The organism is Xanthomonas sp. GW (assembly GCF_014236815.1).
In the GTDB taxonomy this organism is placed as follows: Bacteria; Pseudomonadota; Gammaproteobacteria; order Xanthomonadales; family Xanthomonadaceae; genus Xanthomonas_A.
Genome location: NZ_CP051189.1, coordinates 862,837 through 884,510, shown reverse-complemented (window position 1 = coordinate 884,510; position 21,674 = coordinate 862,837). Strand labels below are relative to the sequence as shown.

General features: G+C 68.6%; 19 protein-coding genes. 3 read left to right on the top strand and 16 right to left on the bottom strand.

Annotated elements, in window-relative coordinates; translation table 11 throughout:
• Positions 1-871 precede the first annotated feature (871 nt).
• The 6 genes from HEP73_RS03810 to HEP73_RS03785 all read right to left on the bottom strand — a co-directional run bounded on the left by HEP73_RS03810 (position 872) and on the right by HEP73_RS03785 (position 7,470).
• Positions 872-1,498 carry an HAD family hydrolase gene (locus tag HEP73_RS03810; protein WP_185822176.1) on the bottom strand — a complete coding sequence of 209 codons (627 nt, stop codon included), beginning with the start codon at positions 1,496-1,498 and terminating at the stop codon, positions 872-874.
• On the bottom strand, positions 1,489-2,208 hold the full coding sequence (locus HEP73_RS03805; RefSeq protein ID WP_185822175.1) for an outer membrane protein assembly factor BamD: 720 nt from the start codon (positions 2,206-2,208) through the stop codon (positions 1,489-1,491). Before HEP73_RS03805 ends, HEP73_RS03810 begins: the two co-directional genes overlap by 10 nt.
• On the bottom strand, positions 2,205-3,194 hold the full coding sequence (locus HEP73_RS03800; RefSeq protein WP_185822174.1) for an alpha/beta fold hydrolase: 990 nt from the start codon (positions 3,192-3,194) through the stop codon (positions 2,205-2,207). Before HEP73_RS03800 ends, HEP73_RS03805 begins: the two co-directional genes overlap by 4 nt.
• A gap of 206 nt (positions 3,195-3,400) precedes the next feature.
• Positions 3,401-5,338 (bottom strand): M1 family metallopeptidase, encoded by a 1,938-nt coding sequence (locus tag HEP73_RS03795; protein ID WP_185822173.1) that lies wholly within the window; start codon positions 5,336-5,338, stop codon positions 3,401-3,403.
• A 142-nt stretch (positions 5,339-5,480) separates the two neighbouring features.
• Positions 5,481-6,242, bottom strand: coding sequence for a bifunctional demethylmenaquinone methyltransferase/2-methoxy-6-polyprenyl-1,4-benzoquinol methylase UbiE (ubiE, locus tag HEP73_RS03790; RefSeq protein ID WP_185813890.1), 762 nt, complete (start codon positions 6,240-6,242; stop codon positions 5,481-5,483).
• A gap of 88 nt (positions 6,243-6,330) precedes the next feature.
• The gene (locus tag HEP73_RS03785) at positions 6,331-7,470 is read right to left on the bottom strand and encodes a porin (RefSeq protein ID WP_185822172.1); all 1,140 of its coding nucleotides are present in this window, start codon (positions 7,468-7,470) and stop codon (positions 6,331-6,333) included.
• Positions 7,471-7,737: 267 nt separating this feature from the next.
• Between HEP73_RS03785 and HEP73_RS03780 the strand changes: the two genes are divergently transcribed.
• Entirely contained in the window at positions 7,738-8,193 is a 456-nt protein-coding gene (locus HEP73_RS03780; RefSeq protein WP_185822171.1) for a nucleoside deaminase, read from the top strand.
• A 13-nt stretch (positions 8,194-8,206) separates the two neighbouring features.
• Here the strand turns inward: HEP73_RS03780 and HEP73_RS03775 are convergent, their stop codons facing one another.
• Positions 8,207-10,375 (bottom strand): TonB-dependent siderophore receptor, encoded by a 2,169-nt coding sequence (locus HEP73_RS03775; RefSeq protein WP_185822170.1) that lies wholly within the window; start codon positions 10,373-10,375, stop codon positions 8,207-8,209.
• A gap of 61 nt (positions 10,376-10,436) precedes the next feature.
• On the opposite strand from HEP73_RS03775, the gene HEP73_RS03770 reads away from it, so the two are divergent.
• Positions 10,437-11,603, top strand: a complete 1,167-nt coding sequence (locus tag HEP73_RS03770) for a DUF1624 domain-containing protein (RefSeq protein WP_185822169.1) — start codon at positions 10,437-10,439, stop codon at positions 11,601-11,603.
• Positions 11,604-11,697: 94 nt separating this feature from the next.
• The gene (locus tag HEP73_RS03765; RefSeq protein ID WP_185822168.1) at positions 11,698-13,062 is read left to right on the top strand and encodes a DUF2252 domain-containing protein; all 1,365 of its coding nucleotides are present in this window, start codon (positions 11,698-11,700) and stop codon (positions 13,060-13,062) included.
• A gap of 394 nt (positions 13,063-13,456) precedes the next feature.
• Here HEP73_RS03765 and hslU read toward each other — a convergent pair whose 3' ends face one another.
• The 9 genes from hslU to HEP73_RS03720 all read right to left on the bottom strand — a co-directional run bounded on the left by hslU (position 13,457) and on the right by HEP73_RS03720 (position 21,490).
• Positions 13,457-14,824 (bottom strand): ATP-dependent protease ATPase subunit HslU, encoded by a 1,368-nt coding sequence (gene hslU, locus HEP73_RS03760; RefSeq protein ID WP_185815225.1) that lies wholly within the window; start codon positions 14,822-14,824, stop codon positions 13,457-13,459.
• A gap of 100 nt (positions 14,825-14,924) precedes the next feature.
• Entirely contained in the window at positions 14,925-15,476 is a 552-nt protein-coding gene (gene hslV, locus HEP73_RS03755; protein ID WP_003465879.1) for an ATP-dependent protease subunit HslV, read from the bottom strand.
• A gap of 48 nt (positions 15,477-15,524) precedes the next feature.
• Positions 15,525-15,749, bottom strand: coding sequence for a DUF3079 domain-containing protein (locus HEP73_RS03750; RefSeq protein ID WP_185822167.1), 225 nt, complete (start codon positions 15,747-15,749; stop codon positions 15,525-15,527).
• Between the two features lie 112 nt (positions 15,750-15,861).
• Positions 15,862-16,692, bottom strand: coding sequence for a tyrosine recombinase XerC (gene xerC, locus HEP73_RS03745; protein WP_255423665.1), 831 nt, complete (start codon positions 16,690-16,692; stop codon positions 15,862-15,864).
• Between the two features lie 140 nt (positions 16,693-16,832).
• The gene (locus HEP73_RS03740; RefSeq protein ID WP_185815223.1) at positions 16,833-17,504 is read right to left on the bottom strand and encodes a DUF484 family protein; all 672 of its coding nucleotides are present in this window, start codon (positions 17,502-17,504) and stop codon (positions 16,833-16,835) included.
• Positions 17,501-18,355, bottom strand: a complete 855-nt coding sequence (dapF, locus tag HEP73_RS03735; protein ID WP_185822166.1) for a diaminopimelate epimerase — start codon at positions 18,353-18,355, stop codon at positions 17,501-17,503. The genes HEP73_RS03740 and dapF overlap by 4 nt, the downstream gene beginning before the upstream one ends.
• A complete protein-coding gene (gene lptM, locus HEP73_RS03730; protein ID WP_185822165.1) occupies positions 18,348-18,599 on the bottom strand; it encodes an LPS translocon maturation chaperone LptM in 252 nt (83 codons plus the stop codon). Before lptM ends, dapF begins: the two co-directional genes overlap by 8 nt.
• A gap of 99 nt (positions 18,600-18,698) precedes the next feature.
• Positions 18,699-19,082: a YbaN family protein gene (locus HEP73_RS03725; protein ID WP_185815220.1), complete on the bottom strand. Its 384-nt coding sequence runs from the start codon at positions 19,080-19,082 to the stop codon at positions 18,699-18,701.
• A 320-nt stretch (positions 19,083-19,402) separates the two neighbouring features.
• On the bottom strand, positions 19,403-21,490 hold the full coding sequence (locus HEP73_RS03720; RefSeq protein ID WP_185822164.1) for a S9 family peptidase: 2,088 nt from the start codon (positions 21,488-21,490) through the stop codon (positions 19,403-19,405).
• Positions 21,491-21,674: the final 184 nt, after the last annotated feature.

The following is a 21,674-nucleotide window of genomic DNA, read 5'->3' as shown; positions in this document are numbered from 1 at the left end:
ATCGCGATTGGCGCAGCGGGGCCTGAGCGCCATGCGCGGCAAACGACCTGTGCACCTGGCAGACCCCGGGACAGGTCCCCGACCGATCCGTCGCCGCTGTCGGTGCGCGTTGGGGTGCGGGCGCCCGAGACTCTTTGGAGGAACTTGAGTCCCGACGCTATTGCATCGCACAGCAGGGATTGGAGGCGCGGCGCCGCAGATCACCGGCGCGAGCGGCAAACCGCAGCATCCGCGGCAGCAAACTCTCCAGCTCGCGCGCTCGTGCTCTCGCCCCTGCTGTTGCTCTGTTGCTCTGTTGCTCTGCTGTTGCTGTTGCTGTTGCTTTGGACTTTCCGGGTCCCTTACGCAGCGGCGAATAGGGCGGGAAAAACCCCGAAGGGGCGGCGCACAGGGATGTGCGCCGTTCGCGGCAGGGGCAGGATGCCCCTTCCGCGAATCCCGTCCTATTCGCGGACCCGGAGCGCGGAGCGCGGAGGGCGCGTAGGCAGGGTGTGCTTTCTTTTGGTTACTTTTCTTTGCACAAGCAAAGAAAAGTGACTCGCCGCAAGGCGAAAGCATTTGCTTTTGCGATGGCGGTGGTAACTCACTGTAGGAGCGGCTTCAGCCGCGACACCTTCCTGACAGAACCAGTCGCGGCTGAAGCCGCTCCTACAAAAGCAAATGCTCGCCTGTTGCAGTGGCGATGGCAGGAGAACGAGAAGGATGCAGAGATTGGCAATCCGCTATGCGACGCATGGGCACAGAGCGCCGGATCTGCATAGCGGTGGCAACAACTGCACGCCTTTCGCTCTTTGTGGGAAGGACTTCAGCCCCGACGATGCTTCACCGATAAAGCGTCGGGACTGAAGTCCCTCCCACAGAAAAGAACGCCCTACCCGGTTGCGTCCTGCCACCATTCCAGCAGCGCCGCACAATCGGCGAAATGCAAATCGGCCAGCGCCGGCCACAGATTGTCCGCATGCAACAACACCGTCGTCGCACCGGCATGGCGCCCGCACTGCAGATCGTATTCGTGGTCGCCGATCATGACCAGCGAATGCGGCGCCACGCCCCAGTGCGCAGCCAACTGCTGCAGACCGCCAGGATGCGGCTTGGGCGGCGCCTCGTCGCGGCCGAGGATGGCGACCTCCTCGAACAACTCATCGACCCCGATCTCGCGCAGCGTCACCCGCGCCAGTTCCTGCGCATTGCGGGTCAACAGCGCCAGCCGGCAACCGGCCGCATGCAGCGTGCGCAGCAGCGCCGGCGCGCCGGGCGCGGCGACGGCGCCCAAGGCCAACGCGCGTTCGTGCTCGAGCAACCAGGCGTGCTTGGCCGCACCCTCCTCGGCCGGCAGCGCGGCCAGATGCTGCAGGATGTCGGCCTGCGGCGGAATCTGCAGCTTACGGCGGATCAGCGCGAAATCGTGCACCGCGCGAGTCAGCGTGCCGTCCATGTCGAACACCCAGTGCCGCACCTGGCGCAGGCGCGCGCCGGGTGCCGCCACGCTCAATCCCATCCCGGCATCTGCGACCCGTCCAGGCCGCCGGTCTCGAACACCGCGGTGCGGGTGCCGCCGGCCTTCACCGGGAATTCGATCTGCAGCACCGTGGTCTTGCGCGCCAGCTTCCACAGCGCCTTGTCGTCGCTGATGAACATCGCGATCGCCTCGTCGGTGTTCGGGCGCCACGCCGCGGCCGCGCGCGGCGCCGCGTCGTCGGCCTTCAGCTGCACCTTGCAGCCGCCGGCGCAACGGAAATCGCCGGCCTGCAGCACCAGGTAGGCGCTGCGCTTCCATTCGGGGTGATCGCGGAACACCAGCTGCACCGGCTTCGGGCCGCTGCCGTCCACATCGACCTTGTCGCGGCTGTACAGCATCGCCGAGCGCTGCGTGCCCTTGCCGGCCGGCACCTGCGAATATTCCCAGGCGGCCTGCATGCGCCGCAGCTCACGCGCCGCCTCGCCCTTGGCCTTGACCTCGGCGTAGCCCGGCTCGATGCGCTCGGCCGCGTCCGAACCGGGATACTGCTCCAGCAGCGCCGCGCCATGGATGCGCGCCAGGTCCCAGTTGCCGGACTTCACCGCGGCGTCGTATTGCTTGGCCAAGTCGTCGGCGGCCTGCGCCTTGGCCTGCGCTTCGGCCGCGGCCTGCGCCTTGCGCTCGGCCTCGTGGTCGCCGCAACCGGCCAGGGCGACGGCGCATAGCGCGCCGAGCAGAATGCGTTTCATCGGGGAACTCCTCGTTGGATCAAGTCATCGATCGCTTGCGCGACCTCGGTCGGTTTCTCGACGATGGACATGTGGCCGCTGCCGTCGAGCAGCACCTGCAGCGCCTGCGGCACGCGCTCGGCGTACAGCGCCAGCGCACTGGCATCGATCACCGCGTCCTGCACGCAGTTCAGCAGCAGCGCCGGCTGGCGGATGCGCGCGGCTTCCTCGAACGGCAGGAAGGCCTCCTCGCTGCGTCCGATCCGCGCCAGCACCTGCTGTTCGAAGCCGGCCTCGCTGCGCCGCCAGGCGACGATCGACGACACCGCCCAGGACGGGATGCGCGGCTTGCTCGGCTCCAGCAGGAACACCGTGTCGACGTAGCGGCGCAGCGAGTCGGCGTCGTACACCGCGAACGGATTGTCGCCATCCAGCACCGCCTGGCCGAAGGCGTTGTCGGCGAAGCGCACGCCAGCAGCGTTGAGCAGGCCAACGCGATCGAACAAGTGCGGATGGCGCGCCGCGGCGAGCGCGGCGATGCCGCCGCCCATGGAATGCCCGATCAGCACGCATTCGCTGCCCGTACCGCGCACGCATTGCGCGGCGAACGCGGCCACGCGTTCGGCCTGCGCGACGAAGCCGTAGTCCTGCCCGTCGATGCGCTGGCTCTCGGCCCAGCCGGGCAGATCGGGAATGAACAGGTGATAGCGATCGCCGAGCGCGCGCGCCAGCGGCAACCAGTTCTCCTTGCTGCCGGTGAAGCCGTGCACCAGCATCAGTGCAGGCGCGGCGGGATCGGCCGCGGCGCGGTGCAGGTAGGTCCAGCGATGCCCGGCGACCTGCGTCTGGCAACGCTGCAGGCCGCTGCCCCAGCGCAGGCGCAGGCTTTCCAGGCGCACCAGCAGGACCGGCTTGCTGCGCAACAACAGCACCGCGCCCACCAGCAGCGCCAAGCCCACGGCCAGCGCGGTGAACGCCAGAAGCAGCAACAACGTCAGCAGCAACATGGAAGAGCCGGGAACCGGAAACGTGCCATGCGCCTACCTTCGCATGCGGCCTGGTTTGCGCCAAGTCCTGCATGCTGGGGCGTTACGCCCGGGGTCGGTATGCCGCAGGCAGTGGGCAGCGGCAATCGCCGTTGCGCAAAAGAAAACGGCGCCGGGACTGCTCCCGGCGCCGCGATCCGTGCCGTGCGTTCGCACGCAGCGCCGCCTCAGTGCGCGGCGGCGCCCTTGTCGGCCTTGGCCAGCATGTCTTCCACCGACACCGTGGTGATCGGGTGGTAGCCGGGCTTGGCCTGGGCGAAGACCTGCTTGGCGAAGGCCAGGCCGTCCGGGGTCTTCACCAGTTCGGCGTAGATCGGCAGGATCAGTTTGCGGCGGCCGACGCGGGCGATGAACTCGCCAGCGGCCGGGCGCGCCTCGGCGTAGCCGCTGCGGATCGCCAGCGGATACCAGCGCATGGCGATCTCGCCGTTCGCGGTGCCGGTGAAGTGGTAGGCGGCGTCGAGCTGCTTGAGCTGCTCGGGCTTCAGCGTGGCGCCCAGGCCGCTGAGGAAGCGCGTCCACTCCTGCGTGCTCCACGCATCGGTGACCTGCTTGCCCGGCAGGGTGCCGCTGCCGGCCCAGGCGATGCGCGCGGTATCGACCATCGCGAAGTTGCGCGAACGCGCCTTCTGCGCGAACGCCGGGATGCCCGGCTCGTCCAGCCACGCGTGCAGCTCGGCCTCGCTGACCGCATCGGGCTTCTTGGCCAGCAGGTTCTTCTTCAGATAGTCGACGAACTGGTCGGTGTTGGCGCTCTGGAACGCGTGGTCGTCGAACCAGCCGCGCAGGAACGCATCGAAGGTGGCGCGGCCGAAGCGCTGTTCCAGGAACTGCAGGAACCAGGCGCCCTTGACGTAGGCGACCTGGCTCAGCGCATCGTCCGGATCGCGTTCGGTCAGCGCCGGCAACGCCAGCGCCTGGTCGGCCGGGCTCATGTCCTTGACCTCGGCGAGCAGGTCGGTCTGGTCGATCTCGCGCTCCATCTCCGCCGCTTCGGCGCCGTACAGCGCTTCGGTGATGCGCGCCTGCACGTAGGTGGTGAAGCCTTCGTTGAGCCAGATGTCCTTCCAGCTGGCGTTGGTCACCAGGTTGCCGGACCAGCTATGCGCCAGTTCGTGCGCGATCAGCGACACCAGCGACTTGTCGCCGACGATCACGGTCGGGGTGGCGAAGGTCAGGCGTGGATTCTCCATGCCGCCGAACGGGAACGACGGCGGCAGCACCAGCATGTCGTAGCGGCCCCAGCGGTACGGACCGTACAGCGTCTCGGCGGCGACGATCATCTTCTCGGTGTCCTCGAACTCCTTGGCCGCCTTGTCGGCCATGGACGGTTCGGCCCAGATGCCCGAACGCTCGGAGATCGGCTTGAACACCAGGTCGCCGGCGGCGATGGCCAGCAAGTAGGACGGGATCGGCTGCGGCATCTTGAACGTGTAGTCGCCGTCGCGCGCCGCCTTCGGGTCGTTGTCGGCGCTCATCAGCACCATCACGTCCGGACGCGACACGACATGCGCGCTGTAGGTGAAGCGCACGCTCGGCGTGTCCTGCAGCGGCACCCAGCTGCGCGCATGGATCGCCTGCGACTGGCTGAACATGAAGGGCAGTTTCTTGCCCTCGGTCATCGACGGCTCCAGCCACTGCAGGCCCGAGGCGGTCGCGGCGGTGTGGTAGGCGATGGTGACTTTCTGCGGCTGGTTCGGCGCTTCGATGGTCAGCTTGCTGCCGTAGATCTTGTCGACCGGCGCCAGCGCGTACTGCAGCGGCGCCAGGTTACCCTTGCCGTCGTCGCCCTGCACGGTTTCGATAGTCAGCTCGCGCGTGTCCAGCAGCAGCTGCTTGGCGCTCTTGTCCTTCCAGTCCAGCGTGTAGGTGGCGGTGCCGCCAATCTGCTTGCTGTCGAAGTCCAGCTTCAGGTCCAGCGCCAGGTCCTTGATCACGACCTTGCCCGGCTCGGCATAGGAGCTTTCGTCGTGGCTGCGGTCGGCGGGTTTCACGGCGGCGGGCGCGGGCTTGGCGGCGGGAGCGGCGGCTTCGCTAGGAGCCTCGCGGGAACAACCGGTCGCGATGACCGCGGCCAGGGACAGCAACAGGAACGGGGAACGCATGGCGGACAGCACCGGTTCGGGGAAACCGGAAGTTTACCTTGACGGCCGGGATTGGGGATTGGGGATTGGGGATTCGCAACAGCGAAGCGGCGTGCGCTCTTTACGAATCCCCAATCCCGAATCCCCAATCCCGGCACTTCGACTAGATCTTGTAGCCCGAGTGGATCGCGACGATGCCGCCGGTCAGGTTCTTGTAGTGGCTGCGCTCGAAGCCGGCCTCGGCCATCATGCCCTTCAGCGCGTCCTGCGGCGGGTGCTTGCGGATGCTCTCGGCCAGGTACTGGTAGCTGTCGGCATCCTTGGCGAACAGCTTGCCCAGGCGCGGCAGGATCTTGAACGAATGGAAGTCGTAGATCGGCTTGAACCAGTCGGCGGTGACCGCGGAAAACTCCAGCACCCGCGCCTGCCCGCCGACCTTCAGCACCCGGTACATCTCGCGCAGCGCCGCGTCCTTGTCGGTGACGTTGCGCAGGCCGAAGGCGATGGTGACCAGGTCGAAGCTCTGGTCCGGGAACGGCAGCGCCTCGGCGTTGCACTGCACGTAGTCCAGGCCCGCGACCAGGCCGCGGTTGGTCAGCCGGTCGCGGCCCACCGACAGCATGCCGGCATTGATGTCGCCCAGCACCACCGCGCCGTCGTCGCCGACCCGCTCCTTCAGCAGCGCGGCGATGTCGCCGGTGCCGCCGGCCAGGTCGAGCACGCGGTCGCCCGGCTTGACCTGCGCGGTGGCCACGAAATAGCGCTTCCAGGCCCGGTGGATGCCCAGGCTCATCAGGTCGTTCATCAGGTCGTAGTTGCCGGCGACCGAGGTGAACACCTCGCCGACCAGCTTCTGCTTGTCCTTGGCATCGACATCGCGGAAGCCGAAATGGGTTGTGCCGGTCTTGTAGGGGGATTCGCTCATGGCGGGATTATCGCACTGCCGGCGCCGTCGTGGTCTGCCGCCGAGGGTCGCAGCCGCCACGCGGCGCCGGCCAGGTACCGGCCCACGTTCAGAATTTCAGCACCAGGCCCACGTCCACGCCCTCGATGCCGTAGCCGCCGGCGTCGCCCTGGCCGAGGTCGGCGGAGGTCTGTTCGTTGCTGTAGGCGATCGTGCAGGTGCCGCCGGCGCCATTGTCGATCCGGGCGTAGTCGGCGTAGAGATAGGCCTTGGGCGACAAAGTGTGCTGGTAGCCCACGCCCCACTTGTTGCAGGTATTGTCCACGTAGGACGAATCGCGCCGGCTCCAGGCCGCCTTCCACAGGCCGTTGGCGCCCATCGGCGCGGTGAAGCCCAGCAGATAGCCCTTGTGCTCGTGGTAGAAGCCGAGCGCGGCGACGTCGAACGGCTGCTGGATGTCGATGCGTTCGTAGAACCCGTACAGCTTGAACGGGCCGACGTCGTAGCTGGCCCCGAACAGGTTGATCTTGAGCCGGGTCAGGCCGGGCACGTCGTTCCACCATTCCTCTTCGTGGTCGTAGCCCAGGCTCAGCGGTCCGTTGCTGTAGCCCAGGATCACCGCATACAGCGGACTGCGGCTGTCGCGGTCGCTGACGCCGAGCAGATTCGGCGTATAGGCGAAGGTGGCGTTGAGGCCCCGCCAGGTGGGCGTGACGTAGACCACTGCGTCCTTGGCCCGCGACACCACCACCTGCAGCGAACCGGCGCTGGCGACCGACCGGCCCTTGAACGGATCGTATTGCTTGAGCACCGCGGCGCGCCCGCCATCGACGGTGCCGCCGAGCAGCGTCCCCCAGTTGCCGGTCGCGCCCAACCAGGCATGTCGGGTATAGAACGTATCGCCGCCGCTGCCGGCGTCCTTGTCGCCGGTCAGGTCGACCCCGACCTCGACCTCGCCGATCAGGCGGGTGCCGTTGCCCAGGTCATAGCCGAGCTTGAGGCCGACATTGCTGCCGTCGGAGCCGGCGGCGCTCTGCAGGTCGTGTTCGCTGCCGGTATCGGCGACCGCACCATTGCCGCCGCGGCGGCCGACGTAGCCGATGTCCAGCGTGCCGTACAGCGAGGCGCTGGCCGCGCCGTCGCTCCATTGCAGTCCCTGCGCCTTTTCCTGGTCCTGCGCCTGCGCGCCGGTCGCCATCCCTGCGGCCACGGCCAGCCCGCCAATCCCTTTCCACATCGTGGTGCGCATCGCGTGTCTCCTGTCGTCGGACAACAGCGTTTCTGCAGCAAGGCCTGCGCCGAGCCGGTGATGCGGGGGGTGGGGTAGAGCGTTCATAGCCCTATTTGCGCGGTAAGTAAAGCCGCAGCGCACGCCGTCGGCAACGCTGATGCGGCGCGCGCGCGGGCTGCTTTCGCAAGACGCCGCCGCGTGCGCCCGCCCCGCGCCGGCTTGCGGTGGTGACAGCCAGCGCCGCCGTGCGCACTATGGCGTCATCCCGCCACCGAGCCGCACTCGATGATCGCCACACCCGACTACCGCACCCTGCTCGACACCGCCATCGCCGAGGCCCGCCAGGGCCTGGCCGAAGGCGGCATCCCGATCGGCGCGGCGCTGTACCACAACGACGGCCGCCTGCTCGGCTGCGGCCACAACCGCCGCGTGCAGGAAGGCGACCCGTCGGTGCACGGCGAGACCGATGCGTTCCGCAAGGCCGGCCGCCAGCGCCGCTACCAGGACACCATCATGGTCACCACGCTGGCGCCCTGCTGGTACTGCAGCGGCCTGGTGCGGCAGTTCAACATCGGCACCGTGGTGGTCGGCGAATCGGTCACGTTCCAGGGCGGCATCGACTGGCTGCGCGAAAATGGAGTCAATGTGATCGACCTGCACAGCCAGGAATGCATCGACCTGCTCGGCGGCTACATCGCGGCCAATCCGGACGTGTGGAACGAGGACATCGGCGAGGACTGAGCGCGCGCCGCGCTCAGAACCGGTACTGCACGCCGGCGCTGACGGTGCGCGCCGTGCCCACCGCCACCCACGGCGTCGCCGCGACCGAACTGGTGTAGTAGCTGCGGTCGAACACGTTGTCCACGTCCAGCGACACGCGCAACCGTTCGTCGATGCGCCAGTAGGCCATCAGCTTGGCCACGGTGTAGGCCGGCAATCGCGCCGGTGCGATGCCGGCATCGGCCTGCACCTGGGTATAGGCCTCGGCCAGCCGCGCGCCGGTATGGGTGATGCCGCCACCGACGCCGAGCAGGCCGCCGCCGGACAGCGGCGTCTCGCGCACCGCCAGCACGCTGCCGTTGAGCTTGGGCACATTGATCAGGCTTCCGCCGACCTGCAGCGTGTTGTCACGCAGCACCTGCACCCGATTCCACGAGGCGCTGGCGTTGAGCCGCCAGTGCGCGCTCAGCTGTCCGGAAACGTCGGCCTCGGCGCCGCGGCTGCGCACGCGGCCGGCGGCGATCTGGTTGCCCGGATTGCGCGGATCGCCGGTGAGCACGTTGTCCTTGACGATCTCGTACAACGCCAGGGTGCCCCCGAGGCGGCCGTCGCGCGCCTGCCACTTGCCGCCCAGCTCCAGCGCGCGGCCGGTTTCCGGCGCCGGCGTGGTGCTGGTGCCGGTGCCGTACCAGACGTCGGAGCCGCTGTTGGGGCGGAACGAACGCCCCGCATTGACGTACCACGACCATTGCTCGCCCGGCGCATAGCTCAGGCCGATGCGCGGCGTGGTCCTGGCCGGGGTCTGCGCGTAGCGGCCGCCGCTGCGGCGGTCCTCCAGCGTCTGCCGGTAGCGGTCGTGGCGCAGGCCGAGCAGCAGCGTCCACTGCGCGTTCAACGCCACCGCGTCCTGCAGGTACAGCGCCAGGTTGCGCTGGCGCTCGTGGCTATCGACGAACGGCAGCGGCGTCGGCAGCGCTTGTCCGTAGACCGGCGCGAACAGGTCCAGCGCGTACGGCGCGGCGGCGCTGGGGCGGACCCGCAGCATGCGTTGCTCGAGCACGAAGTCGTAGGCCTCCATGCCGACCAGCAGATCGTGGCGCCAGGTGCCGCTGCGCAGCTGGCCACGCAGTTCCGCCTGCAGCGCGCTGTCGTGCGAGGCGAAATCGCGCCAGCGCCGCTGCCGCCACAGCGTGCGCGCATCGGCCTGCACCGCACTGGGTTCGGTGGAGTAGCCGCGCAGTCTGGCGTCGCGCTGCGACGCGGCGAGCAGCCCGCTCCATGTCTCGGAGAACGCGTGCCGCAGCAGCAGTTGGTGATTGCGGTTCTCGACCTGCACGTCGCCATCTCCCGGCTCGCCGAGGAAGCGCGAGCGCGGCAGCGCGCGCAGGTCGCCGCGCACCGCGACCACGCCGCGGTCCAGCGGCGTGCGGTGGCGCAGCCATTCGCCGTTGTAGTCCAGCGTGGTGGCCTTGCCCAGGCGCCAGGTCAGCGCCGGCGCGAGGAAGCGGCGCCGCGTCTGCACGAAGTCGCGGAAGCTGTGTCTGTCCTCGGCGGCGAGGTTGAGCCGGTAGGCGACGCTGTCGCCCAGCGGCCCGGTGCTGTCGGCCGCGACGCGGTAGGCGTCGTGGCTGCCGGCGGACAGTTCCAGCGCGGTCGCCGGCCGCCACTGCGGCAGCTTGGTGACGATGTTGAGCGTGCCGCCGGGTTCGCTGCTGCCGTATAGCGCAGCGGCCGGTCCTTTCAGGAACTCGATCGCCTCGATGTTGGCGGTGTCGCGCGGCGCGTTGTAGCCGCGGTTGCCGGCCAGGCCATTGAGCAGGGTCGCGCTGCCGGTGTTCTCGTTGCCGGGCAGCCCGCGCACCGCGAAGTTGTCCCACAGCCCGCCGAAGCCGTTCTGCCGCGAGATGCCGCCGACGTAGTCCAGGGTGCCGTCCAGGTGCGTGGCACCGAGGTCGTCGATCGCCTGCCGCGGCAGCACCCGCACCGATTGCGGCAACTGGCGCAGGCTCAGCTCGGTCTTGCTGCCCTGGGTGGCATCGGCGTAGTAGGTGCCCGAGTCGCGGCGCCCGACCACGCGCACCGTATCCAGTTCGGCAGGCTCGGACGCGGCGTCGAGAACCGCATCGGCATCGGCCGGACCGGCGCTCAGGCCGGCGAGCAAGGCGGCAACGAAGGACAGCGACTGCGGCGAACGTGGCGGCATGGAGCGAAGCACCCGAAAAAGAAATGTTATATTATTTCAATACTGGCACGAACCGCAGCGCATGTCTTCCGCCTCCCCCGCCCTTTCCCTAGCCTCCTCGCGCCTGGCCTCGATCGATCTGCTGCGCGGCACCGTGATGCTGCTGATGCTGCTCGACCACGTGCGCGAGACGTTCTATCTGCATCACCCGATCGGCGATCCGGTGGACGTGGCAACCACCGCCCCGGCGCTGTTCGTGGCGCGTCTGCTGGCGCATCTGTGTGCGCCGGTGTTCGTGTTCCTGACCGGCCTGTCGGCGTGGCTGTATGCGGCGCGGCAGCCGCATGGCCGCAAAGCGGCGGCAGCGTTCCTGCTCAAGCGCGGGCTGTTCCTGGTCGTGCTGGAACTGACCCTGGTCAACTTCGCCTGGACCTTCTCGTTCCCGCCGCAGGTGCTGTACCTGCAGGTGATCTGGGCGATCGGGCTGAGCATGCTGGCGCTGGCGGCCTTGCTGTGGCTGCCGCGCCCGCTGCTGGCGCTGCTCGGCGTGGCGCTGGTGGCCGGGCACAACCTGCTCGACGGCGTGCACGTGCACGGCGACGGCCCGCTGGCCACGGCCTGGGCCGTGCTGCACGATCGCAGCTGGCTGCAGCTGGGCGAAATGCGCGTGCGCACCTCGTATCCGTTGCTGCCGTGGATCGGGGTGATCGCGCTGGGCTATGCGGCCGGCCCCTGGTACGGCGCCGACACGGCGGCGCCGCAACGCCGGCAGCGCCTGCTGGCCTGCGGCCTCGGCGCGCTGGCGCTGTTCCACCTGCTGCGCTGGCACAACGGCTACGGCGATGCGCCCTGGCGCGACCAGGCCGACGTGGCGCACACCGCGATGAGCTTCTTCAACCTGACCAAGTACCCGCCGTCGCTGCTGTTCCTGCTGCTGACCCTGGGCGTGGGCCTGCTGTTGCTGCGCCTGTACGAGCATCCGCCGCTGGCAAGGATCCTGGCGCCGCTGGCGGCGATCGGCGCGGCGCCGATGTTCTTCTACCTGCTGCACCTGTACGCGCTGAAGCTGCTGTATCTGGCGGCGCTGGCGTACTGGGGCGCGAACCACGGCGCGTTGTTCGGCGTGGACAGCGTCGCCGCGCTGTGGGCGATCGCCGCGGCGCTGGGACTGGCGCTGTACTGGCCGGTGGCGGCGTTCGCGCGGCTGAAGGCGCGCCGCCGCGACCTGGCCTGGCTGCGCTATCTGTAGCGACGCCTGCGCCGGGCCGGCTCGGACCCGGATTCATCGCCGTGCAATGCCGGCATGCTCGACTGGTCGCCCTGTTCGCGCCTGGAGACCTGCGATGCCCACCCGCCTGCCGCGCCTGCTGCCGATCGGCCTGATCTTCGCCGCCACCGCCGGCTGCGCCACCGCAGCGAGCCAGCGCGATGCCTGGGTGGTGCAGCAGATCCACGACTACAACCATCCCTATGCGGCGCAGCAGGCCGAGCTGGACACCAAGATGGCGACGATGGCCGGCAGCGCCTACGCGTTCTACCGCGGCACCGACCATCTGTTCTACCAGGACATGAAGACCCTGCCGGCCTCGCTGTGGACCAGCCCGCAGACCGGCTACACCTGGCTCGGCGGCGACACCCACATCGGCAACTTCGACGCCGCGCGCGACAGCAGCGGCAAGGCGGTGTTCAAGGTCGCCGACTTCGACGAAGGCCATCTCGGCCAGTACGTGTGGGACCTGCGCCGGCTGGCGGCGAGCATGGTCCTGGCCGGGCGCGACAACGGCCTGTCCGACAGCGACATCGGTAGCGCGATCGACACGATGGTCGGCGCCTACCTGGACAAGATCGGCGACTTCAAGGGCAGCGACGCCGAGAAGAGTTTCCAGCTGGCCAAGAGCAACACCAGCGGCGTGGTGGCCAAGGCCATCGACAGCGCCGACGGCAAGAGCCGCAGCAGCCTGCTGGCCAAATACACGGCGGTCGGCGGCGGCAAGCGCATGTTCCAGAGCCTGGACAATCTGGTCGCGGTGGACAGCGCCACCGCCTCGGCGGTCGCCGCGGCGATGAACGGCTATGTGGCCTCGATCGCCGCGTCCAAGCGCTATGCGACGAGCTACTACGCGATCAAGGACGTGCGTCAGAAACTCGGCTCGGGCACCGGCAGCCTCGGCCGGCAGCGGCTGTACGTGCTGATCGAAGGCGCCAGCAGCGCGACCGGCGACGACGTGATCCTGGAATGGAAGCAGGAAGCGGCCAGCGTGGTCGCCGTCGCCGCGCCGTCGCAGATGCCCGCCTCCAGCTACGACAACCACGAAGGCGAGCGCGTGGCGCGCACCGCCAAGGCGCAGACCCTGGATGCCGACGTGCTGATCGGCTACGCCAGCGTCGCCGGCGTGCCGTTCTACGTGCACGAGAAATCGCCGTTCCAGGAAGACCTGGATCCGGCCGCGCTGAGCAGCGCCGGCAAGCTGGCCACCGCCGCCACCTACCTGGGCCAGGCGCTGGCCTCGGCGCACGCGCTGTCCGACCAGGACTACGATCCGGCGGTGGTCGGTTACAGCATCGACAAACAGATCGACGCGGCGGCCAGCAGCAAGAGCGGATTGAAATCGGAACTGCGCCAGTTCGCGTTCGACTACGCCGCGCAGGTGCAGCTGGACTGGCAGGGATTCGTAGCCGCGTACCAGGCCGGGACGCCGTTGTACTAAGCGCTAGGTTCACCGCCAGCGAAACCTGTAGGAGCGGCTTCAGCCGCGACCGGGCGTTACCGGTAATGCCCGGTCGCGGCTGAAGCCGCTCCTACAAATTTCCGCAGACCGACGCCTGACAGGCATTCGTGGCCCAGTACCCGCAGGAAGCGCCGCCACACTACGCGCGCCGCGCAAGCGTGCGTTCTTCCATATTCGGCGTGCGTTCTTCCATAGTTCCATCTGCGAAATCCGGTTCGCAGATGGAACTTTTGTGGGAGCGACTCCGGGTGGCCTCGGGCCATCAGTCGCGACGGGCTCTACCGGTAAAGCCGTCGCGACTGAAGTCGCTCCCACAAGGTACTGGCGCGCCCGCTGTGTGCCGGTATGCAAGCAATCAGAGCAGGCAACGCATTTACAGGATGTAACGACTCAAATCCGGATCCTGCACCAGCTCGCCCAGGTGCGTGTTGACATAGGCGGCATCGACGACGACGCTCTGCCCGTCGCGATCCGGCGCCTCGAAGCTCAGCGTATCGAGCAGGCGCTCGAGCACCGTGTGCAGGCGCCGCGCGCCGATGTTCTCCTGGCGCTCGTTGACCAGGAACGCGATCTCGGCGAGGCGGTCGATCGCATCCTCGGTGAAGCTCAGGGTCACGCCTTCGGTCAGCAGCAGCGCTTCGTACTGTTTGCTCAGCGCCGCCTTCGGCTCGGTGAGGATGCGGATGAAATCGTCTTTGGACAGCGCGGACAGCTCGACCCGGATCGGGAAGCGGCCCTGCAGCTCAGGGATCAGGTCGCTGGGCTTGGCCAGGTGGAACGCGCCGGAGGCGATGAACAGAATATGGTCGGTCTTGACCGTGCCGTACTTGGTGCTGACGTTGGAGCCTTCGACCAGCGGCAGCAGGTCGCGCTGCACGCCTTCGCGCGACACGTCGCCGCCGGACGATCCCGCCTCGCCGCGCTTGGCGACCTTGTCGATCTCGTCGATGAACACGATGCCGTGCTGCTCGCAGGCCTCGATCGCCGCGGCGCGCACGTCTTCCTCGTTGACCAGCTTGCCGGCCTCTTCCTCGATCAGCAGCGGCCGCGCCGCCTTGATCGTCAGCTTGCGCGACTGCGACTTGCTGCCGCCCAGGTTGGAGAACATCTGCCGCAGCTGCTGGCCCATTTCCTCCATGCCCGGCGGGGTCATGATATCCATGCTGACGTTGACCGCCACGTCCAGCTCGATCTCGCGCTCGTCCAGTTCGCCGGCGCGCAGCATGCGCCGGAACTTGCTGCGGGTGTCGTTGTCCTGCGCCGAGGGTTCGTTGCGCGCGGCTTCCGGATCGAAGCCGATGCCGGCGCTGCGCCGCGGCAGCAGCGCGTCGAGGATGCGGTCTTCGGCGCGTTCCTCGGCCTGGGTGCGCACGCGCACCTTGGCCTGTTCGCGGTACAGCTTGACCGCGGTGTCGGCCAGGTCGCGCACGATCTGCTCCACGTCCTTGCCGACGTAGCCGACCTCGGTGAAGCGCGTGGCCTCGACCTTGACGAACGGCGCGTTGGCCAGCGTCGCCAGGCGCCGCGCGATCTCGGTCTTGCCGACGCCGGTGGGGCCGATCATCAGGATGTTCTTGGGCATCACTTCGTTGCGCAGCGCATCGGGCAGCTGCATGCGCCGCCAGCGGTTGCGCAGCGCGATCGCCACCGCGCGCTTGGCGTCGTGCTGGCCGACGATGTGGCGGTCCAGCTCCTGCACGATTTCGCGCGGGGTCATGGTTGAGGTGTCGGGATTGGGCATTGGGGATTCGGGATTGGTAGAAGCGGAATGGGAACGATCGATGCGTGTCCGGGCACAGGGAAAGGAGCGCTTTTGCGAATCCCCAATCCCGAATGCCGAATCACAGCTCTTCGACCACCACGTTGCGATTGGTATAGATGCAGATGTCGCCGGCGATGTTCAGCGCTTCGACCGCGATGGTCTTGGCGTCCAGTTCGGTGTGGCCGAGCAGCGCGCGCGCCGCCGACAGCGCGTAGGAACCGCCGGAGCCGATGGCGATGATGCCGTCCTCCGGCTCGATCACGTCGCCGGTGCCGCTGATGATCAGCGAGGTTTCCTTGTCGGCCACCGCCAGCAACGCCTCGAGCTTGCCCAGGCGGCGTTCGGTGCGCCAGTCCTTGGCCAGTTCCACCGCCGCGCGGGTCAGCTGGCCGTGCTTCTCGAGCTTGGCCTCGAACAATTCGAACAGGGTGAACGCATCGGCGGCGGCGCCGGCGAAACCGGCCAGCACCTGGCCGTCGCGGCCGAGCCGGCGCACCTTGCGCGCATTGCCCTTCATCACGGTATGGCCCAGCGTCACCTGACCATCGCCGGCCACGGCGACATGGCCGTTGCGGCGCACCGACAGGATCGTGGTGGCGTGGAAAACGTTGGGATTCTGACTGGGGTCCATGCGGCCTCCTGAGCGGTTCTTCAGGTGTGGGGGCATGCCGCCGCCCGTTCAAGCGTCCGCCGGTCGGCGGTTGTCCATTCTGGCGTGGCTCGGGCGCTGCGGCTCCGGTGCGATACCCCACAGCAGGTACCAGTCCTCGCCCTGCATCTCGATCGGATGCATGACCCGTCCGGAACCGTTGCCGCAGGCCAGATCGTCCGCCGCGCAGTAGCGGTCGCAGCCCCAGCAGATCCGCTCGGGATGCGCGGGTTTCAACGGAAAGGGTTTCGCCATCGGCCTGCCTCGCTGCACGTTCGGCGGACAGTGTCCGCGCCCGCAGCGACGCGCGCCTTGATCCAGAACAAGCGCGCGCGAACCTACCGCCGCGCCGTCTGCGTTCGGCCGGTCAGGACTTGCGCTTGGCGCGCGGGTGCGCGGCGTCGTAGACCTTGGCCAGATGCTGGAAATCCAGGTGGGTGTAGATCTGCGTGGTGGCGATGTCGGCGTGGCCAAGCAGCTCCTGCACGCCGCGCAGGTCGCCGGAGGATTCGAGGATGTGGCTGGCGAAGCTGTGCCGCAGCATGTGCGGGTGCACGTGCTTGAACAGGCCCTGGCGCCCGGCCAGCTGCTTGATCCGGATCTGCACCGCGCGCGCGCCGATCGGCGCGCCGCCGCGGCCCGGGAACACCGGCGCCTCGGCCGCCGCCTTGGTTTCCGCCTGCCATTCCAGCAGCGCCTTGCGCGCGTGCGAGCCGACCGGTACCAGCCGCTGTTTGTTGCCCTTGCCGAGCACGCGCACCAGGCCGCTGGCGAAATCCAGGTCGCGCCAGCGCAGCGCGCACAGCTCGCTCAGGCGCAGCCCGGAGGAATAGAACAGTTCCAGCAGCGCGCGGTCGCGCAGGCCCAGCGGCACGTCGGTCGGCACTTCGACCAGGCGCACCGCCTCGTCCGCGTCCAGCACCTGTGGCAGCTTGCGCGGCGCCTTCGGCGCACGCAGCGCGGCGGCCGGGCTGGCGGCGATCTGGCCGTGCTTGAGCAACCACGCATAGAAACTGCGGCACGCCGACAGGCGCCGCTGCAGGCTCTTCGGCGACAGCCCACGGCGGTGCTCGGCGGCGATGAAATGGCGCAACTGCTCGGCGCCGAGCGCGGCGATGTCGCCGCCGGCATTGTCCGCCGTCCACGCCGCCAGCGCGGCGAGGTCGCGGCGGTAGGCGTCCAGCGTGTGCGCGGACATGCGCCGCTCGACTTGCAGGTAGGCGAGGAACCGGGACTCGGGACGCGGGACGCGGGACTCGGCTTCAACGGTGGCAACATCGGCCGGCGCGCCGGACCGCACTTTTCGAGTCCCGAGTCCCGAGTCCCGAGTCCCGACGCTCATGCGAAGCGCTGCAGCGCCACCGTCAGCGACTCGCCCATCATGCGCAGGAACAAGGTGCCCATGCCGGGATAGAAGCGGTTCGGATCGCGGCTGCCGACCGCGAGCAGGCCCACGCCCGGCAGCGGCAGCAGCGCGGTGGACTGCACTTCCTCGATGCGCTCGGCGTACAGCAGCGCCTGCTTTTCCGGCTGCAGGCGCCCGCAGATCGGCTCGCCGTCCTGCAGGCAGTCGCGGAACGGCGCCAGCCGCGGATCGTCCTGCGCCAGGATCTGCAGCCACGGCGCCTGTTCCAGCCCGGGCAGCGGGCGCAGCAGCACGATGCTGACCAGGTCGCCCTGGAAATCCTCCTGCAGCGAAGCGGCCATCGCGCGCACGCTGTCGGCAGCGCTGGTCTGGCGCATCAGCGCCAGGGTCAGCTGGTGGGTGCGTACCGCCAGGCGCTCGTTGACCTGGGCATTGCCGGCCAGCTCGGACAGGCGCCGCGACAGTTCGCGGTTCTTGTCGCGCAGCACTTCCAGCTGGTAGCTCGCTAGCGACGCGGTCGGGCCGTCGTCGCGCGGCACCACCAGGGTCAGCGCCAGGTCGGGGAACTGCTTCAGGAACGCCGGATGACGGCGCAGCCATGCGGCGATTTCGTGCGCGCCGATCTTGTCCTGGGTCTCGCTCATCGGATCCACTCCCCATCGAAAACGAATGCGGCCGGCCCCGACATCACCACCGGCGCGTCGTCGTGCGGCCAGCGGATGCGCAGCTCGCCGCCGGGCAGCACCACGCGCACGTCGCGGTCCACGCGGCCGCGCTGGATCAGCACCGCCGCGGCCGCGCAGGCGCCGCTGCCGCAGGCCAGGGTCTCGCCGACGCCGCGCTCGTACACGCGCAGGCGCACATGGCCGCGGTCGATCACTTGGGCGAAGCCGACATTGACCGAATCGGGAAACGACGCGTGCTGCTGCAGCAACGGCCCCAGCCGCTCGAGCGGCGCCGCATCGACCAGGCCCACTTCCAGCACCGCATGCGGATTGCCCATCGACACCGCGCCGAAGCGCACGCTGCCGCCTTGCAGCGGCAGCACATATTCCTCGCGCATGCGCGGGAAGCCGATCAGCGGCACGTCCTCCGGGGCGAAGCGCGGCACGCCCATCGCCACCGCGAACTGGCCGTCGGCGCCGCGTTCGATGCGATGCGAGGCGAACGGACTGTCGATGACGAACGGGTCGCTGCCGGCGGCGCCGTCGCGCACCAGCCAGGCGGCGACGCAGCGCGCGCCGTTGCCGCACTGCCCGGCCAGGCTGCCGTCGGTATTCCAGATGCGGTAGCTGGCCACCGCGTCCGCGCTGCGCGGCGCCTCGATGGTCAGCAGCTGGTCGCAGCCGACGCCGAAATGGCGGTCGGCCAGGCGCACCGCCAGCGCGGCGTCCGGCGGCGGGGTGCCGTCGCGCAGATCGAGCACCACGAAATCGTTGCCCGCGCCCTGCATCTTGGAAAAGCGCAGGCGCGCCGCGACGCTGGCCTCACTCATTCCCATCGGTGGGCGTGGTGCTGGTGGCGTCGGTCGGCTTCTGCTGGCCATCGACCGGCTGCGCATGGCCGGCCGGATCGGTGGTGGCGGGCGGCGTCGCATCGGGCGCGGCGGCCGGTGCGGCTTCCACCGGTACCGGCTTCTGCGGCATCACCAGCGGGCCCTTGTTGCCGCACCCGGACAGCGCCAGCAGGGCGGCGCCGAACAGGGCGATACGGATCGGATGACGGAACGATGTGCTCATGCGCCGAGTATAGCCAGAAGGGCATGAACCGGCTGTGCCGCCTGCCACGCTGCGACCAGCGCAGCGATGCCTGGGCCGATGCAGACGCGCGATCCCGCTTCACTCGCGCGGCGGAGGCTCCGGGCGCAGCCACAGCCACAGCGCCACGCAGCTCATGCAGCCGATCGCCACCACCTGCACCCACGGCTTGTGCACGAACAGCAGCAGCACCAGCGCGCACACCGCCATGGTCAGCGTGGCCATCCACTTGCCGCGGCGGCTGACCGCGCCGTGCGCTTCCCAGTCGCGGATGCTGGCCCCGAAACGCGGATCCTCCAGCAACCGCCGGCGCAGGCGCTCGGAGCCGCGCGAGGCGGCATAGGCCGAGATCAGCACGAACACGGTGGTCGGCAAGCCCGGCACGAAGATGCCGACGATGCCCGTGGCCAGGCTGACGTAGGCCAGCAGCCACCAGGCCCAGCGGAAACGGGAAGGGGGTTCCATCGGCGCATGATAAAGCCGCGGCCGGACGGCGACGCGGGATATGTACCCTCGGCGCTCGCCGCTTGTGCGGGCGAGTTCGTTTGCGAGCAGCGGAGCGACGTGCTTGCCGGGCTTCGTGCAGTCGGGACTGAAGTCCCTCCCACAGTGTGCCCAGCCAGCGCTCGGCGCACCCACCCTTGTGGGAGCGGCTTCAGTCGCGACGCGGGATCCGTCAGTCAGCGACTTCGGAATCCGTCGCGGCTGAAGCCGCTCCTACAGTGCACCCGGCCTGCTTCCTGTAGGAGCGGCTTCAGCCGCGACAGAACGCCACGCCAATCCGCTTACTTCGCCGCCTGCTCCACACCCAATTGGTCGAGCATGAACGCGTACGACTCGGCCTGTTCGCGGTAGCGGCGGAAACGCCCCGATTTGCCGCCGTGGCCGGCTTCCATGTTGACCCGGAACACGATCGGGCGGGTGCCGGTGTTGTCCTCGCGCAGCTTGGCCACCCACTTGGCCGGCTCCCAGTACTGCACCTGCGAATCCCACAGGCCGGTGCCGACGAACAGCGCCGGATACGCCTGGCGCGCGACGTTGTCGTACGGCGAATAGCCGAGCATGTAGTCGTAGTACTGCTTCTGCTCCGGATTGCCCCACTCGTCGTATTCGTTGGTGGTCAGCGGAATGCTCGGGTCGAGCATGGTGGTGACCACGTCGACGAACGGCACCTGCGCCACCAGCACCCGGTAATCCTGCGGCGCCATGTTCGCCACCGCGCCCATCAGCAGGCCGCCGGCACTGCCGCCGGCCGCAGCGACCCGGTCCGGCGCCGCATAGCCCAGCTTGACCAGGCCGCGGGTGACGTCGATGAAGTCGGTGAAGGTGTTCTTCTTGTGCAGCAGCTTGCCCTGGTCGTACCAGTCGCGGCCCATTTCCTGGCCGCCGCGGATATGCGCGATGGCGTAGACCACGCCGCGGTCGAGCAGGCTGACCACCGGCAGGTTGAAGTTGGGATCGGTGGACATGCCGTAGCTGCCGTAGGCGTACTGGTACAGCGCGGCCGTGCCGTCCTTCTTGAAGCCCTTCTTGTACACCAGCGACACCGGCACCCTGACTCCGTCGCGCGCAGTCACCCACACGCGCTCGGTCTGATACTTGTCCGCGTCGTAGCCGATCACCGGCTGCTGCTTGAGCAGCTTGCGCTCGCCGGTGCGGGTGTTGAGTTCGTAGGTGGTGGCCGGCGTGGTCAGCGAGGTGTAGCTGTAGCGCAGCCACGGCGTGTCCGGCTCGGGATTGACCGACAGGCCCATCGAATACGCCGGCTCGTCGGCCTTGACGTAGTCCTCCTTGCCGTCGGCGAAGTGCAGGCGGATCCGCTCCAGGCCATCGGAACGCTCGGCGATGGCGGTGTAGCCGTCGAACAGTTCGAAGCCGTCGATGAACACCTTCTCGTCGTAGGGCAGCCAGGCCTGCCACTGCGCGCGTTTGGTAGCGCCGTCGGGCGCGGTCATCAGCGCGTAGTTCTTGGCCTTCCAGTTGGTGCGGATCACCCAGCGTCCGTCGAAATGGTCGGCGCTGTACTCGACGTCGCGCTCGCGCGGCGCCAGCACGGCGAAGTGCTGCGGGTCGGCGGCCGGCGCGTAGCGCTGCTCGGAGGACACCGTGCTCTCCACGCCGATGAGGATGTACTTGTCGTCGCGGCTGCGGCCCAGGCCCATGTAGAAGCTGTCGTCCTTCTCCTCGTAGACCAGCGCGTCCTGCGTGGCCGGCGTGCCCAGCACATGCTTCTTGACGCGCACGGTGAGCAGGGTTTCCGGGTCGTTCTCGACGTAGAACAGGGTCTTGTTGTCGTCGGCCCAGACCACGTCCGGCGACACGCCCGGCACGCGGTCGGGGTAGATCTCGCCGGTGTCCAGGTTCTTGAAGCGCACCACGTACTGGCGGCGGCCGACGTCGTCCTCGGTCCAGGCCAGGATGCGGTTGTCCTGGCTGACCACCGCATCGCCCAGGCTGAAATAGCCCTTGTCCGCGGCCATCGCGTTGACGTCGAGCAGGATTTCCTCAGCCGCCTGCATGCTGCCCTTGCGCCGCGCATGCACCGGGTAGTCCTTGCCGCTCTCGAAGCGGGTGTAGTACCAGTAGCCGCGCTCGCGGTACGGCACGCTGCTGTCGTCCTGCTTGATGCGGCCGACGATCTCCTTGTACAGCGTGTCTTCCAGCGGCTTGAGCGGCTTCAGCACCTGGTCGGCGTAGGCATTTTCGGCGTTGAGATACGCCAGCATCTGCGGGTTTTCGCGCTTGTCGTCGCGCAGCCAGTAATAGTCGTCCTGGCGGGTGGCGCCGAACGGCGCTTTGACCGTGTGCGGCTGCTTGGCCGGATGCGGCGGGGTGGCGTCGGTGGCGAGGGCGGAAGCGAAGGGCGCGGTCATGAGCAGCAGAAAGCTCGTTAGCAGGGAACGGTGATGCATCTAATGGGGCTCCGGCGGCAGTAACGCAACTGAGGACGCGCCGCCCGGGCCGGGAGACGGCAGGCATGCGGCATGGCCCCGCACGATGCCGGCCGAGTCTCCGCGCAACGCCGCATCCTGGCAAGCGCGCAACGATTTCGTGCGC